This window comes from Streptococcus sp. 596553, from assembly GCF_900411395.1.
Classification (GTDB): Bacteria; Bacillota; Bacilli; order Lactobacillales; family Streptococcaceae; genus Streptococcus; species Streptococcus mitis_BA.
In genome coordinates this window covers 41905-57947 of the sequence record NZ_OXCQ01000004.1, presented here as the reverse complement: position 1 = coordinate 57947, position 16043 = coordinate 41905, and the positions used below count along the sequence as shown (strand labels likewise).

General features: G+C 39.8%; 11 protein-coding genes and 1 other RNA gene. 2 read left to right on the top strand and 10 right to left on the bottom strand.

What is annotated here, in order from left to right; translation table 11 throughout:
- Positions 1–151: 151 nt before the first annotated feature.
- From DSY56_RS05535 to DSY56_RS05495, 9 genes are all read right to left on the bottom strand, one after another.
- On the bottom strand, positions 152–3430 hold the full coding sequence (locus DSY56_RS05535; RefSeq protein WP_112444360.1) for an SHIRT domain-containing protein: 3279 nt from the start codon (positions 3428–3430) through the stop codon (positions 152–154).
- Between the two features lie 377 nt (positions 3431–3807).
- Positions 3808–4725 carry an N-acetylmuramoyl-L-alanine amidase family protein gene (locus tag DSY56_RS05530; protein ID WP_112444358.1) on the bottom strand — a complete coding sequence of 306 codons (918 nt, stop codon included), beginning with the start codon at positions 4723–4725 and terminating at the stop codon, positions 3808–3810.
- Positions 4726–4824: 99 nt separating this feature from the next.
- A complete protein-coding gene (locus DSY56_RS05525; RefSeq protein ID WP_112444356.1) occupies positions 4825–5514 on the bottom strand; it encodes a response regulator transcription factor in 690 nt (229 codons plus the stop codon).
- 11 nt (positions 5515–5525) lie between these two features.
- Positions 5526–6950 carry an NADP-dependent phosphogluconate dehydrogenase gene (gene gndA / locus DSY56_RS05520; RefSeq protein WP_000158781.1) on the bottom strand — a complete coding sequence of 475 codons (1425 nt, stop codon included), beginning with the start codon at positions 6948–6950 and terminating at the stop codon, positions 5526–5528.
- A 75-nt stretch (positions 6951–7025) separates the two neighbouring features.
- Positions 7026–8432: a cell division site-positioning protein MapZ gene (gene mapZ / locus DSY56_RS05515; RefSeq protein WP_112444354.1), complete on the bottom strand. Its 1407-nt coding sequence runs from the start codon at positions 8430–8432 to the stop codon at positions 7026–7028.
- A gap of 12 nt (positions 8433–8444) precedes the next feature.
- On the bottom strand, positions 8445–9602 hold the full coding sequence (locus DSY56_RS05510) for a THUMP domain-containing class I SAM-dependent RNA methyltransferase (RefSeq protein ID WP_112444352.1): 1158 nt from the start codon (positions 9600–9602) through the stop codon (positions 8445–8447).
- 84 nt (positions 9603–9686) lie between these two features.
- Positions 9687–10068: RNase P RNA component class B (gene rnpB / locus DSY56_RS05505), an RNA gene on the bottom strand.
- Between the two features lie 20 nt (positions 10069–10088).
- Positions 10089–10430 (bottom strand): cell division regulator GpsB, encoded by a 342-nt coding sequence (gpsB, locus tag DSY56_RS05500; protein ID WP_000146532.1) that lies wholly within the window; start codon positions 10428–10430, stop codon positions 10089–10091.
- A 69-nt stretch (positions 10431–10499) separates the two neighbouring features.
- Positions 10500–11027, bottom strand: a complete 528-nt coding sequence (locus DSY56_RS05495; RefSeq protein WP_112444350.1) for a DUF1273 domain-containing protein — start codon at positions 11025–11027, stop codon at positions 10500–10502.
- 66 nt (positions 11028–11093) lie between these two features.
- Between DSY56_RS05495 and recU the strand changes: the two genes are divergently transcribed.
- Positions 11094–11690, top strand: a complete 597-nt coding sequence (gene recU, locus DSY56_RS05490; protein ID WP_000248774.1) for a Holliday junction resolvase RecU — start codon at positions 11094–11096, stop codon at positions 11688–11690.
- Entirely contained in the window at positions 11687–13882 is a 2196-nt protein-coding gene (gene pbp1a, locus DSY56_RS05485; protein ID WP_112444348.1) for a penicillin-binding protein PBP1A, read from the top strand. Before recU ends, pbp1a begins: the two co-directional genes overlap by 4 nt.
- A 141-nt stretch (positions 13883–14023) precedes the next feature.
- Here the strand turns inward: pbp1a and DSY56_RS05480 are convergent, their stop codons facing one another.
- Complete coding sequence (locus DSY56_RS05480; protein WP_112444345.1) at positions 14024–16003, bottom strand: peptide ABC transporter substrate-binding protein; 1980 nt, start codon at positions 16001–16003, stop codon at positions 14024–14026.
- Between the last annotated feature and the right edge of the window lie 40 nt (positions 16004–16043).

Here is a 16043-nt window from a genome sequence, read left to right as displayed (position 1 = left end):
GCCGTCTCATTTTTTCATACAAGTATTGCTTCTCTCCTATCTATTTTATTATATTTTCACAAAAAAAGCGATTGTTTCCATTCACAATCGCTTTTCCCATTATAGGGATATATTTCCATCATTTCATTATTTAAACGATTTCTAGCATATCCTATTCTTCTCGTTTTTTAGGAAATACCGTCAAAGCACCTAGGATAGATAAACCACCTAGAGCTACCAACCATTCATCTTGTTGACTACCTGTCTGAGGTAGTTCATCCCGCTTATGCACTTCAGTACTTCCTTGATTCCAATTCTCTGAAGGAGTTGGAGTTGGGGTTGGTTGCGGTTCTGGCTTAGGTTCTGGCTTAGGTTCTGGCTTAAGCTCTGGTTTTGGCTCTGGTTTCGGTTCCGGCTTAGGCTCTGGTTTCGGTTCTGGCTTAGGCTCTGGCTTTGGTTCAGGCTTAGGTTCTGGTTTAGGCTCCGGCTTAGGCTCTGGTTTTGGCTCCGGCTTCGGTTCTGGCTTAGGCTCCGGCTTAGGCTCTGGTTTCGGTTCTGGCTTAGGCTCTGGTTTTGGCTCCGGCTTAGGCTCCGGTTTTGGTTCTGGCTTAGGCTCTGGTTTCGGTTCTGGCTTAGGAGTCGGTGCGTTAGCCACGAATACCCATGTTCCTACAAACTCTACATCTGCTTTATTTACTTGTTTATTTTCAGCATCGTAGCTCTTGAATACCCATTTACCATCATTTTCTGTATCAACATACTCTGTTTTTGTTGGTTGAATTGTTGTTACATTTGATTTATCTACATAACGGTTTTGGTCTGTTGGTTTATAGTTTTCGATTGCTGCTGGCAATGTCTTACCTGGTGTCCCACTTTCAAATTTGTAGGTTACACCGTATTTATTAGCTTCGAATTCCCATGTTCCTATAAATTCGATATCTGCTTTATTTACTGTTTTATTTTCAGCATCGTAGCTCTTGAATACCCATTTCCCATCGTTTTCTGTATCAACGTACTCTTTAGTCGTCGGTTGAGTCGCACCTACATTAGCTTTATCTGTATAACGATTTGGGTCTGTTGGTTTATAGCCTTCTATTGCTGCTGGCAGATCTTTTCCTTCTGTTCCACTCTTAAATTTGTAGGTTACACCGTATTTATTAGCTTCGAATTCCCATGTTCCTATAAATTCGATATCTGCTTTATTTACTATTTTATTTTCAGCATCGTAGCTCTTGAATACCCATTTCCCATCGTTTTCTGTATCAACGTACTCTTTAGTCGTCGGTTGAGTCGCACCTACATTAGCTTTATCTGTATAACGATTTGGGTCTGTTGGTTTATAGCCTTCTATTGCTTTTGGCAGATCTTTTCCTTCTGTTCCACTTCTAAATTTGTATGTTACACCGTATTTATTCGCTTCGAATACCCATGTTCCTATAAACTCTACATTTGCTTCATTTACTACTTTATTTTCTGCATCGTAGCTCTTGAATACCCATTTACCATCTTCTTCTTCAACTTTGTACTCTGTTGTAGTTGGTTTAATAGCATTTACATTAGCTGTATTTTCATACGTTTTTGAGTCTTTTGGTTTATAGCCTTCTATTGCTGCTGGCAGATCTTTTCCTACAGTTCCACTTATGAACTTATATTTTGCTGTATAAGGATGAACATAACCTAGCTCTAAAACATTAGCTGCTACTTTGTTGATAGGTAAATTTCTAGCTAAAGTAAAGAAAAACAAGCTACCTGCACTAGGGCGAACATTACCTTCAACAGTACCTGTTACTTTTAGTACTTTTTTACCATTCGAATCTGCTAACTCTTTGGCTTTATCTTGTGCAATACGAATAACCATCTTATTGATTTCTTCGTCACTCTTACCAGGGAATAATTTTTTAAGTTCTGTTGATGAAAGAGTTTTAAGTGTCATATTACGCATAATAGTTTCAGCGATAGTCTTACCTTCATCTGGTTTTATTGCACTTTCAGCGATACGTTCATTACGTTCACCTTCTGGTCTATTACTATCCTTGTCGTTTAAAGATCTAAGAATCATCCTAAATGTAATATTATTGTAACCTTTAGTCTCAACACCAAATGTAATTTTAGGATCTGTATTACTAACTAATGAATTAAAGCTATTTTTGTCATTTCCTAAATTTTTTTCAGATGTTGAATACACATTTAGGATTTCTTTCTTCCCATCCTTAATTCCAAGAGCATATAAAGGTCTCCATGAATAACCATTAAATTCTGCATATAGTTTTTCTGGAACAACTAAATCCTCGTCTAAATTCACATTCAAGTCTACATATGTGTAAGTCTTTGTAGTTTCATCTATTTTAAATTTATTATTTTTGTATGTGTTTGATAAAACAGGACCCGCTCCTCTTGCATCAGGATTTCTATATACAGTCATAGCTGTAGTATCATCCATTTCAAACTCAGCTTTTAGAACCACTTCGTTCACTTTTGTAGTATCATTATTTTCCGGGTTATACTTATCAATGATAGTACGTGTATTATTTTCATCTTCTGTTGCTTTGCTCAACTTAGTATTTGGTAATACAGCATCCGATTCTACCTTAGTATCAATTTTAACTTTGTTAGCATTAATTTTGAATCTATCTAACCCATTGAAAAGAATCATATTTCTTCTACTATCCGTTGGGACAGGCTCTTCGTTCTCGGTAAAGCTTGTGTAAACACCATATAGCTTTGAATCAGGTTTTAAACCATTTGGAAAGGCTGTTGCTAATGTATCTTCTGGTGAAAATAATCTAGCTCCTTCTGCGATTTTCCCATTTACTGAAGGTTTGTCAGACCAACCAAGAAAAGTATTGGCAGTACTAGAGTTAACTAATGGTCTTCCTAACTTATCTTCTCCCGTCTTATATGTCTTATCTATATCTTCTCTAATAGTAGGATCATTTGCATCTACATTCCACTGTTTCATAAGGGTTACTTTACCAGCATAGTTAGGTTTTTCCTCATTATTTCTTGCTCCATCGCTATCCTCTGGCTTAATATCTGTTGGTACAGCTCTATCACTACCTAGCGTTGTACCAAGCACATCATTTCCATTTCTTACTTCCGCTGCACCAGGTACTCCTTGAAGAGAGTTTCCATTACTCTCAGTTGATGCAGCTGTATTTGTATCTATATTTGTATTTGTATTGGTATTTTCTATTTCTGTGTCACCAGTATCAGCACCAGAAGTGCCTAGTGTGCTTGTTGTACTTGCTGAACCTGGTGTACTTGGTGGGGCTGGTGTGCCTGATACTGGTTCGCCTGCTCCTGGTCCATCCGCTTGAACAGTCGCCACACCAGTTGCAAAAAACAACACCGAAGCTACTGCTACACTAGCTACTCCCAAATGATGCTTTCTAATAGAATAGCGTAAAACTTTTTTCCCGTTTTCTTCACATTTTCTTGACTTAAAGTTCATTTTCAACCTCATTTCTTTTTTACAAATGGGTACTTATACCCCCCCTTAAATATTTAAGTATTTAAAGAAGGTTCGATTTTTAAGCCTAAAATTGTAATTGTTATGGTGCTTTCAAAAAAACACTTGATATTACACTAACATTATATACCTTTTTCTAAAACATGTCATGTAAAACTGGGCAAAAACTCAATTTTGTTAAAAATAAGTAAATAAGTAAATCTTTCCACAATAAACCGCATATTATCAAGGTTTTGCCAATTTTTTTGACGCCTGATAATATGCGGTTTTCTGATTTTAAAAACTTTTTATCCAGTATCACTTCGTGAAGCTGCACTCTTACTTAAAATTTATCTCAAATTACAAAATACTATCATTATTTATCGAACCCATTCACCATTATAATTGACAGAATAGCCATCTACAGTCGTATTTACTGCCAAAGTACCTGAGCTATAAGCGTAGTACCATTTGCCATTGACCTGGAACCAACCTGTTGCCATAGCTCCTGATGAACGGAGATAGTACCACTTGTTACCAAGGTTTTGCCAACCCGTTTTCATATCACCATTTTCAGCATCTAAATAGTACCAAGTTGATCCTTCTTGATACCAACCCGTCGCCATGGCCCCCGATGAACGGAGATAGTACCACTTATTACCAAGGTATTTCCAAGCAGTTTGCATTGCAGCACTTGTTGAATCCAGATAGTACCAAGTTGAGTTATCATTGATCCAACCCGCACGTCTTTCACCCCCAAGGTAGTCTTTCCCTGAATAACCTATTTTTGCTAAGTAATACCAGTTAGACTGATCATAAAGCCAACCTGTTTTTAAAGAATGATCTTGATCAAAGTAATAATTTGCTAATTTAAGAACTTCTGGGCCTTCAAAGCCTTCACCATATTTTTTACCAACATTTGACGAATCCTTAACTTCTAATTGTTTCCATCCAACAAATTCTTGTAGCACCCCATCTTGTCCAAAGTAGTACCACTTCGGTTGAAGGGCAATTTCGAAAACTGGTCGATTATCAAATAAATCATCACGATAACCTGTCCCAGGGATTTCTAAGTATTGCCAACCGACTACCATTTCTCCACTATCACTAAAATAGTAGGTTTTACCGTCTATTTTATGCCAATAGATTGCTTTATGGTCATCTTTTATATAATATTTTCTATTATCCTTATCAACAAACTGTCCACCTGTAGTATCCGCCAATACTGCACTTGTTGCTAGTAAACCGAAGAAAAAGACTGCTAATGCGATTGGCATCAATTTTTTTATTATTTTCATTAGACCTATCCTCCATAACTGATTGTAGCAAATACAAAATCGCATGTCAACATATAAAGAACTCATATAAAAAGCAGTTACATAACTGCAACTGCTTTTCTATTCTTGCATGGTGTAACCAACACCACGTACTGTTTTAATGTAGCTTTTTTGACCTTTTACATCAAGCTTGCTACGTAGATAACGGATATAGACATCCACGATATTGGTCTCTGTCGCACTTTCATACTTCCAGACGCTTTCCAACAACTGCTCACGAGTCAAAACTTTCTTGCTTCCCATAAGAGTAGCCAAAAGGTCATACTCACGGCGTGTTAGAGCAAGCATCTCCTCGCCACGATAAACGGTATGATGTTCTACATCCATACGCAGATTGCGGTAAGACGTTGGAACCTTCATCTGACTACAGTGTTGGTTGATGAAGTCCCGACCTCGGAAAATCGCTGAAATACGAGCTACCAGATTCTCAATAATAACTGGTTTATAGATGTAAGAAACGGCAAAGCGTTGGATTGTCTCAAGCTGGTCTTGCAATTCTTCACGATGGTCCAAGACCATGATGACTGAAGCTGGCTTAGTCCGACTCAGCTTGTCTGCAAAATCCTGGGCTGTCATATCCCCCAGACGAGCATTCAATAAAATCAAGTCATAGTCTGTCTGAAGAGCCGTGGAGAGGGCTTTTTGCCCCTCCTCAACCTGATCAACTCGGTATTGCTCTTTTTGGAGTTCCAAACTTAAAAAATGAGCTAGATTTCGTTCTTTCTCAAGTAATAAAATCCGTTTCCCCATGGCAGACCTACTTATTTTTCGTCATACCAAGAGTAGTGGAATGTTCCTTCTTTGTCTTTACGTTGGTAAGTGTGGGCACCAAAGTAGTCACGTTGCGCTTGGATCAAGTTAGCTGGAAGGTCAGCTGAACGGTAGCTATCAAAGTAAGTAATAGCTGCTGAGAAAGTTGGCACTGGCACACCAGCTTGAACTGCAAGAGCTACGATATCACGCACTGCTTGTTGGTACTTAGCAGTAACATCCAAGAAGTACTCATCCAAAAGAAGGTTAGCAAGATCTGCATCACGGTTGTATGCATCTGTAATCTTTTGCAAGAAACGAGAACGGATGATACAGCCATCACGCCAGATAGATGCGATGTCCGCAAATGGCAAGTTCCAGTTGTTTTCTTTAGAAGCTACACGCAATTGAGCAAAACCTTGTGCATATGAAATGATTTTTGAGAAATAAAGGGCTTGACGGATCTTTTCAATCAACTCAGCCTTGTCTCCTTCAAAGTTGAAAGCAGCTGGTTTTGGAAGAACCTTGCTAGCATGTACACGTTCTTCTTTGTATGTAGAGATGTAGCGAGCAAATACTGACTCCGTGATGAGTGACAATGGCACACCAAGATCAAGTGATGATTGGCTAGTCCATTTACCAGTTCCCTTGTTACCTGCAGCGTCAAGTATGTAGTCTACGATTGGTCCATCTTGACCTTCATCGTCTTTACGGCTCAAGATATCAGCTGTGATTTCGATCAAGTAGCTGTCCAATTCTCCCTTATTCCACTCAGTAAAGATTTCAGCCATGTCTTCTGCAGAAAGGCCTAGCAAGTGTTGCATCAAGTCATAGCTTTCTGCGATCAATTGCATATCACCATACTCGATACCATTGTGAACCATTTTCACATAGTGACCAGCTCCGTCAGGACCGATGTAAGTCACACATGGTTTGCCATCTTCTGGTGCTTTAGCTGAGATTTCTTCAAGAACATCCGCAACCAATTCATAGGCTTCTTTTTGTCCACCAGGCATGATAGAAGGACCTTCAAGGGCACCTTTTTCACCACCAGAAACCCCAGTACCGATAAAGTTGATACCTGAGTTTGCCAATTCTTCATTACGACGGATTGTATCTTTGTAGAAAGTGTTTCCTCCATCAATCAAGATATCACCCTTGTCAAGGTGTGGAAGAAGGGCTTGGATAGTAGCATCTGTACCAGGTCCTGCTTGAACCATCAACATGATACGACGAGGTTTTTCGATTGAGTTTACAAAACTTTCAACATCATAGCTTGGTACAAAGTTCTTTTCAGGATGGCAAGCAATTACATCTTCAGTTTTTTCTTTACTACGGTTGTAAATAGCAACTGTGTAACCACGAGATTCAATATTAAGGGCAAGGTTACGACCCATTACGGCCATACCTACGACACCAAAGTTAGCTTTTGTCATTTGACACTCCTCTTGTTTGATTTGTTTTATTTTATCATTTTTACTTTTGAAAAGAAAGAATTTTGTAACGACTGCTTAGTAGTCCAAGTCATCCGCATGACCAGCGCCATTTCCGACAAAGTAGCCTGTCTTACAGTTAAGGGTAAAGAGATAGGTTCCATCTGGCTTGTAGAGATTATAATAACCATTGCCGTTAACGATATTGACACGTTCAAGGATATATTGGTCTCCAGTGATATAGCCACGCGAACGTGAAGTCGCTAGAATTTGTTCCAAGACACCATCCGCAAAATCCCAAGCAGAGTTGTTACTATCATCAATAGCAGACTGATTATAGGCAACACGACTAGCACTTCTTTGAACAGCAACCCCTGCACTTGATACGCCCATATTGACTTCGCTACGAGAACTTCTAGTCTCATTTGAGGCAGTATTTGAGCTACTTGGGCTTGTCTCACTGGTCGTATTTGAGCTTGCTTGACTAGAGCTTGAGCTACTAGTTTGACTTGAACTTGAGCTCGAAGTACTTGTTTGCTGGCTCTTACCAAGGCTGATAGCTTTATCTAGCACTTTATCAAGCTCCGTATTTCCAGTTTTAATATCTGTAAATTTAGCATCCGATTTGGCTTTAGCATTGGTATCCAAAACACCATCAACAATAGCTGGTTTTTCAAATTGTGCATTGACATCTTGAATTGCCTTGATTTGCGTTGCTAGACTATCATACTTCGATTTGGCAAGCGTGTGTTCACGACTACCTTCCAGTTTATCAAGCAGTGTCTTAAGTTGACTCAGTTTATCAAACTGGCTATTTTTCAAAGTCGTTTTATTGCTGTCTGTGTAGAAGGCGTCATAAAGTGTATTAAAATCATCCACATCCGATTGATTGGCTGTAGTTGATTGAGAAGTTTCAATTTCCTTGGTCGAGCGATTCACTTGACGGTAAACATAATAAGCACTGACACAGATAATCACTGATACAAGCGCCAAAGCGGTTAAAACAAAGCCTTTTTTGCTTTTCTTTTCTGAGTCTTCTTGTTCCAGACGAGAAAGGTTTTGCTCCTCTTCCACTTCTTCAGTCATTTCTGTTGGATTTTCATCCTCTAGCAATAGAGGATCCAATCCTTGCCCCTCATCGTCCAGAGGCAAGGGTGGTAAGATGTCTTCAGAAGATGGAACTTCCTCCGAAGAAGCTTCTGACTCTTCTACAGCCTCACGCATCTCTTGAATTAAATCATCCAGACTCTGAGTTTCAACTAACTCCTCTTTTTTGTATTGGCGAGTCGCAAACTTATCTGCTTCGATTTCATCTCTGTGTTGTTTAACATACTTGTCCAAAATGGAATCCTCAGGCAAGACTCCTGCTTCCACTTCCTCATTTTTACGAATAGCTTGACCAACTGTTAGCTCTTTTGCTTCATCAAAATCAAATTGCGGTTCTTGACCTTCTTTTTTATGACGATTTCGTCTTTTCTTACTCATGAGTATCCCTTTCTATTTTACCTCTTGCCGTTTGACACGCTGACCAAAATATTGATACAGGTCCACTTTCAAGGTTCCGTTGTATAACTTACGTTTCTTATCTGCTTGGCTACCATACTTGCTTTCAAAAGCTTCATCACTAGTCAGGATAAATTTGCTCCAAGTTTTCAGTGGTGCAAATACTTGCCCCATCTCAGCATAGAGCTTGGTCACCCCTGCATCATCTGACAAACGCTCCCCGTAAGGCGGATTGGAAATAATCACACCATTGATTTTATCGGAACGCAAATCCTGCACGCGCATCTGCTTAAAAGTAATATCTCCTGCAACACCAGCTGCCTGGGCATTGGCCTTAGCAATTTCCACCATGCGAGCATCAATATCACAGCCCATGATATCCAGTTCCAGCTCACGATCCACTTTTTTAGCTGCTTCTGTACGCACTTCCTGAATCAAGCGTTCGCTGACCCAGTTCCACTCCTCAAAGGCAAAAGAGCGACGAAGTCCTGGTGCCATCTTTCGAGCAATCATGACAGCCTCGATACAGAAAGTCCCCGAACCACAGGTCGGATCAATCAAAGGCTTGTCTGGATACCAGTTAGAAAGTTGTAAAATGGCTGCCGCCATGTTTTCCTTGATAGGGGCTCCCCCTTTTTCGGTACGATAACCACGTTTAAAGAGGCTAGACCCTGTCGTATCAATCATGACAGTTGCCACATCTTTGAGAATAGAGACCTCAATCTTAAACTCTGGGCCATTCTCCATCAAAGGAACCCCTTCTGGGCGAGCATAGTGTTTCTGCAATTTCTTGACAACAGCTTTCTTAGAAATAGCCTGTACACTTGGCTCATTGTGAAGTTTGGACTTAACACATTTGGCTTTTGAAATCGGGAAACGAGCTCCGAGTGGTAAATAATGTTCCCAATCTAAAGCAAAAACTCCCTGAAACAGTTCTTCAAAAGTCTTAGCTGGGAACGTTCCTACGATGATTTTGATACGATCTGCTGCGCGAAGCCAGAGGTTGGTTTCGATAATAGCTCTCACGTCTCCTTGAAAACGAACACGACCATTTTCAACCTGACAATCGTAGCCCAACTCTCGCACTTCTCGTCCCACAACAGCTTCAAGACCTGCTGCTACAGTTGCAATTAAATTAAATTCTTTTTTCATGTTACAGTCTTGCAAGACCTTTCTATATGTCCACTTTAAAAAATGAGGTTGAGAAAATTTCTCAGCCCCAACCTATATGCAATTTTCTATAAGCCATGTTTTGTTCCAGAAGTGACTAGGACCACTTCCTTCGATAATCATCTGTCTACCACTAACAGCTTACAGCTGATAGCAGTCAGAATACTACGTTCGTTTCCGCGTACTCCATGCCCCGACCAAAATTTGGGTTGCTAGCTTGAGGGGTTTACCGCGTTCCACTCTCTCTGTTTCCAGAAAGACTCCGTCACTGTGGCACTTTCAAGCCTACTCTGACCTATCCAAGGACTTAGCCATTTCAACTGCCGTAACGATTTCTCGTCCCTAGGCTTATGGTTTCGCCTAGCACAAACACTACAGGCATCACAGCCTGTGCTAGCATGGACTTTCCTCATGAGAAGCAATTCTCCTCACGCGATTATCCAAAAATTGCATGTAACAAGACCTGAATTACAAATCAGTATTGTCTAAAATTTGTTTACCGAATACTTCTTTTTCAAGACGATTCAAGCGTTTCAAAATATCAAAATTCGTCATAGAAGATGAAGCAGCCACATCAATTGGATCTGGGTGACTAGGACTTGGAGCCGAACTCACTTGCGGTTTACGAGTTAATTCTTCCTTCAAATCCGCAATTTCCTGACGAAGTGACTTGACCAAGGCAGCATAGGTTTCATAGTCCTTGATGACATCGTCTAAAAACTCATCAACTTCTACTTTACTATACCCTCGTACTTCACGTCCAAACTCTTGTTCAAAAATATCTTTTGCTGAAAAAATAATACTTGCCATGTCTCTCTCCATTCTCGCTTGCTAGTATTATTATATAAAAAAAGGCAAACAAAAATCAAGGTCAAAGCTTCAATTTTCGGAAAAATTTTCAGCAAGTTCATTTAATTGATCAAATGTTAATCTCTTTATAAAATAGTCCTCTTGATTTTTCATCTTTTGGTAAAAATAAGCTAGTTTCGTTTCATTTTCTTCATCATAAAAAAGATAGGAACTAGTCGTGTTTTCCAGCAAAAACTGCTGGTAATCTCTTAACTGCCCCTTGTGCTCATAGCGAGGATAAGCATATTTGACAAAGTCTACCTGCTTAAAACGACTCAGTTTCATCTGATTGCCTTCATTCCAATTTTCCCCATGGGTTTCAAAAGCAAAAATGGTCGCCAACTGGAAACCGTACTCGGTTTTCATCTCCTGAGCAACCTCTAAAACCCAATATTCAAAACCCAAAGTCCCTGTAAATACAAGCCAAGACACCCCATCTGCTGCCATAGCCTCTAAATCTTTACGTATTGCTTTTTTTATCAATTTAAGACGAGGATCCTTGTCAGAAAACAAACCCAAATCAAAAGCAGAATAGCCTAAAACCAAAACTGTAGCCATTTTTAACCCTTTCTGTGCAAATTTATGGTATAATAGAGTGATGTTATTGTACCAATAAGGAGAATTATGGTCAACTATCCACATAAACTTTCATCACAAAAAAGACAACCATCTCTTTCTCAACCCAAAAATTTCGCAAATCGAGGAATGTCTTTTGAAAAGATGATCAATGCTACCAACGACTACTATTTGTCTCAGGGCTTGGCTGTTATACACAAGAAACCAACCCCTATTCAAATCGTACGAGTGGACTATCCACAACGAAGTCGTGCCAAGATTGTTGAAGCCTATTTTCGACAAGCTTCAACGACGGACTATTCTGGCGTTTATAATGGATATTACATCGACTTTGAAGCCAAGGAAACAAAACAAAAACGTGCGATTCCGATGAAAAATTTTCATCCACATCAGATTCAGCATATGGAACAAGTCCTTGCCCAACAAGGAATCTGCTTTGTCCTTCTTCACTTTTCTTCTCAGCAAGAAACCTACTTATTGCCGGCATTCGATTTGATTCGCTTCTATCATCAAGATAAGGGACAAAAATCAATGCCACTTGGATATATTCGAGAATATGGATATGAAATCAAGGCTGGTGCCTTCCCTCAAATTCCTTATCTCAATGTTATCAAAGAACATTTATTAGGTGGTAAAACAAGATGAACAAACCAACGATTCTGCGCCTAATCAAGTATCTGAGCATTAGCTTCTTAAGCTTGGTTATCGCAGCCATTGTCTTAGGCGGAGGAGTTTTTTTCTACTATGTTAGCAAGGCTCCTAGCCTATCCGAGAGTAAACTAGTTGCAACAACCTCTAGTAAAATCTACGACAATAAAAATCAACTCATTGCTGACTTGGGTTCTGAACGCCGCGTCAATGCCCAAGCTAATGATATTCCCACAGATTTGGTTAAGGCAATCGTTTCTATCGAAGACCATCGCTTCTTCGACCACAGGGGGATTGATACCATCCGTATCATGGGGGCGGCATTGAGAAACCTCCAAGGGAAAGGAGGGCTCCAAGGGGCTTCAACCTTGACTCAGCAATTGATTAAATTAACTTATTTCTCTACTTCAACTGCCGATCAAACCTTGTCACGTAAAGCCCAAGAAGCTTGGCTAGCCGTTCAATTAGAGCAAAAAGCAACCAAGCAAGAAATCCTGACCTACTACATCAACAAAGTCTACATGTCTAACGGTAACTATGGAATGCAAACCGCAGCCGAAAATTACTATGGAAAAGACTTGAAGGATTTAAGCTTGCCACAGTTAGCACTCCTAGCCGGAATGCCTCAAGCACCAAACCAATATGATCCATATTCCCATCCAGAAGCTGCTCTAGAGCGTCGTAACTTGGTACTTTCAGAAATGAAGGGACAGAAGTATATCAGTGCAGAACAGTATGAAAAAGCAATTAATACTCCTATCACTGATGGTCTCCAGAGCTTGAAATCAGCCAATAGTTATCCAGCCTATATGGACAACTACCTCAAAGAAGTAATCGACCAAGTCGAACAAGAAACTGGCTATAACCTTCTAACTACTGGGATGGATGTCTACACAAATGTAGACCAAGAGGCTCAAAAACGTCTGTGGGATATCTACAACTCCGATCAATACGTCTCTTACCCTGACGATGATTTGCAAGTCGCATCTACGGTCGTGGATGTAACAAATGGTAAAGTCATTGCTCAGTTAGGTGCCCGTCACCAATCAAGTAATGTATCTTTCGGAATCAACCAAGCCGTTGAAACCAATCGTGACTGGGGTTCTAGTATGAAACCAATCACTGACTATGCTCCCGCTTTAGAATATGGAGTCTATGACTCTACTGCGTCTATTGTACATGATGTTCCTTATAACTATCCTGGCACTGATACTCCACTCTACAACTGGGATCATGGCTACTTTGGAAACATTACAATCCAGTATGCTCTTCAACAATCACGAAATGTCACAGCCGTTGAGACTTTGAATAAGGTCGGTCTAGATAGAGCTAAAACCTTCCTTAATGGTCTTGGTATCGACTATCCAAGCATGTATTATGCAAACGCCATTTCAAGTAACACAACTGAATCCAACAAACAGTACGGTGCAAGTAGTGAAAAAATGGCAGTTGCCTACGCAGCCTTTGCTAATGGTGGTATTTACCATAAACCAATGTATATCAATAAAATAGTCTTCAGTGATGGTAGTGAAAAAGAATTTTCTGATGCCGGTACACGAGCTATGAAAGAGACTACAGCCTATATGATGACCGAAATGATGAAAACAGTCTTAGTTTATGGTATCGGACGTGGTGCCTACCTACCATGGCTTCCACAAGCTGGTAAGACTGGTACTTCTAACTATACTGATGAAGAAATCGAAAAATATGTCAAAAACACTGGTTACGTAGCTCCAGATGAATCGTTTGTAGGATATACTCCTAAGTATTCTATGGCTGTATGGACTGGATACTCAAACCGTTTTACTCCAATAGTTGGAGATGGTTTCCTAGTTGCTGCCAAGGTTTATCGCTCAATGATATCGTATTTATCAGAAGATGAGCAACCTGAAGATTGGACGATGCCAGATGGCCTGTTCCGAAATGGCGAATTTATCTTCAAAAATAGTACAAAAAATACTTGGAATAATCAAACTACACAACAAAGTTCACAACAAACGCAAATAGTAGAGAATTCCTCTACAACAGCTGAAAGTACAACTACACAGGCAAGTTCGACGGTTGGACAACAACCCAATAATGCTCCAGCAACTGATCCTAACCAAGGACAAGCTGGTCAAGCTGGTCAACCGACACAACCAGTACAACCAACGCCACAAAATCCACAAGTTCAACAACCACAACAGTGAGATGAAAGAAAATCCTGAGAATAAAAACTCAGGATTTTTTCTACAAAAAAATTAGCTTCATAATCTTTGAAAGTGAAGAGAGGTTTCAACTCATTTTCAATAAACCAAAAGAAGTTAGCTTACAACTAACTTCTTTTTATCTTATTTCACATGTTTTGCGAGTTCTTCTTGCGCTTTTTTATTGGATTCTGCTTTTTCTTTCATCCATTTTTCTTGAGCTTTTTGATATTCATCTGCAGTAACTGCCTTGTCTTGAAGTTCAAGGTATTTATACAAGACTGGGTCACTTGTACCTTTATTTCCTGACAATGCAAATGGTATTGTAAATGGTACCATCTTAGACAAGATTGGACGACCAGTTTTAGAAGTTGTTGGGATGATCAAGGCACTATCTGTCAACCAAGCTTGGGCTGCTGCGTATTTATCATATCGTTTAGCAACATCTGTAGTCTCATCACCAGCTTCAGTAACCAATTTTTCGTAGTCATATAGACCTACTTTTTTAGCAGCTACATTATCTTCCCCTGAGTCAAATCCTAAATATGTTTTAGTACTTTCTCCTACAGAAGGTTTGATAATATCAAGGTAGGTTGATGGATCGGCAAAGTCTGGACCCCAACCGACATTATCTGATAAATCCCAGTCTTCGCCAGCAGCATTTTCGGCAAATAGAGTTACATTAAGCAATTCATCTTTTTGCAATTGTTGGATATCAATAACGACATTATCAGTTCCTAAAGTTGCTTCCAAGGATTGTTTCATAGATTGGACACGTTGAACTTTTGTAGTTGCTGTCTGGTCAACAGGCATATCTAGGTGAATTGGGAATTGTACTCCCTCAGCTTGTAGGGCTGATTTGGCTTTGGCAAATTCTGCTTTAGCTTTTTCTGGATTGTAAAGACCATCTTGTGAATCTGCAAGATTGACATCCTTCCATTCATCCCCATAAGTCACTAATTTTTCTTTGACTATATCGCCAAAGTTCTTCCCATCTGCTTGAACAAATGTTGGTGGAACAAAGAGATTACGCAAGATTTTGCTTGCTCCAGTTTCTCCATTCAACTGAGAGGCATAGGCTGTACGGTCAAAACCAAAGGCAATAGCCTGACGGAAATCCTTGTTTAAGAGAGCCTTTTTAGTTGAAGTCTTTTGTTCTTCGCTAGTCTTAGATGTGTGTTTATAAGATTGACGGTCAATATTTGTCCCTACTAGATAAGTCGTAGAGTCTTGTTGCGTATAGACGATATTGTCTTTCATACTCTTCTCAAGCTCTGCGAAACTTGCACTTGTTGGATAAAGACGAGCTGCTGTAAGGCTACCATCTTTAAAGTTTTCTGCTGGTTTGCTGGTATCTTGCCCATCCCAGAATGACAATTTGACCTTGTCAATATGCACATTGTCCTTATCCCAGTAGTTCGGATTTTTCGCAAATTCAACAGAGGATTTAGTCACAATGGATTTCAACAAATAAGGGCCGTTATACAAGAGACTACTTGGATCCGTAGCTTTGGCAAAATCATCCCCTTTTGAGTTCAAAAACTCTTCATTGACTGGCGCAAGCACACCCATGGTTGTTTTTGAGTTCCAAAAAGTTTCAGGTTTGTTCAAGGTGTATTGGATTGTTTGGTCGTCAAGGGCTTTAATCCCGACTTGAGCGAAGTCTGTGATTTCACCTTTGGCATAGGCATCCAGACCTTTGATTGAATCCTGTACCAAGTAAAGGGCTTCTGCTTTCTTATCTGTTGCATATTTAAGTCCTGTTACAAAGTCCTGAGCCTTAACAGGAGCGTACTCTTCTCCCTCAGATGTATACCACTTGGCATCCTGACGAATCTTATAAGTATAAGTCAAGCCATCCTTAGAGACTGACCAGTCTTCTGCCAATGAAGGAACAAGGTTCCCGTATTTATCATTTTCAAGTAGTCCATCGATCACATTACTAGTAATCTCAGAAGTTGCTGCCTTACCAGTTGTCAAATAGTTGAGATTATCTGGATGTGTCTCGTAGGTAAATGCAAAGGTCTTTTCACCTTGAGCGCCTGAACCCCCAGAACAAGCAGCTAAAACACCAGCTGCTAATAAGGTTACTCCCGCAAGAGCCAATACTTTTCTTGTTTTCATAGTATTCTCCTTTGTTTTTTTATTCATTATAGACTCTTTT

Coding starts and splice junctions, on each gene's coding strand:
- recU (WP_000248774.1), top strand. CDS start 11,094: ATGGTCAACTATCCACATAAACTTTCATCACAAAAAAGACAACCATCT.
- gndA (WP_000158781.1), bottom strand. CDS start 6,950: ATGACAAAAGCTAACTTTGGTGTCGTAGGTATGGCCGTAATGGGTCGT.
- pbp1a (WP_112444348.1), top strand. CDS start 11,687: ATGAACAAACCAACGATTCTGCGCCTAATCAAGTATCTGAGCATTAGC.
- DSY56_RS05510 (WP_112444352.1), bottom strand. CDS start 9,602: ATGAAAAAAGAATTTAATTTAATTGCAACTGTAGCAGCAGGTCTTGAA.
- DSY56_RS05525 (WP_112444356.1), bottom strand. CDS start 5,514: ATGGGGAAACGGATTTTATTACTTGAGAAAGAACGAAATCTAGCTCAT.
- DSY56_RS05495 (WP_112444350.1), bottom strand. CDS start 11,027: ATGGCTACAGTTTTGGTTTTAGGCTATTCTGCTTTTGATTTGGGTTTG.
- DSY56_RS05535 (WP_112444360.1), bottom strand. CDS start 3,430: ATGAACTTTAAGTCAAGAAAATGTGAAGAAAACGGGAAAAAAGTTTTA.
- mapZ (WP_112444354.1), bottom strand. CDS start 8,432: ATGAGTAAGAAAAGACGAAATCGTCATAAAAAAGAAGGTCAAGAACCG.
- gpsB (WP_000146532.1), bottom strand. CDS start 10,430: ATGGCAAGTATTATTTTTTCAGCAAAAGATATTTTTGAACAAGAGTTT.
- DSY56_RS05480 (WP_112444345.1), bottom strand. CDS start 16,003: ATGAAAACAAGAAAAGTATTGGCTCTTGCGGGAGTAACCTTATTAGCA.
- DSY56_RS05530 (WP_112444358.1), bottom strand. CDS start 4,725: ATGAAAATAATAAAAAAATTGATGCCAATCGCATTAGCAGTCTTTTTC.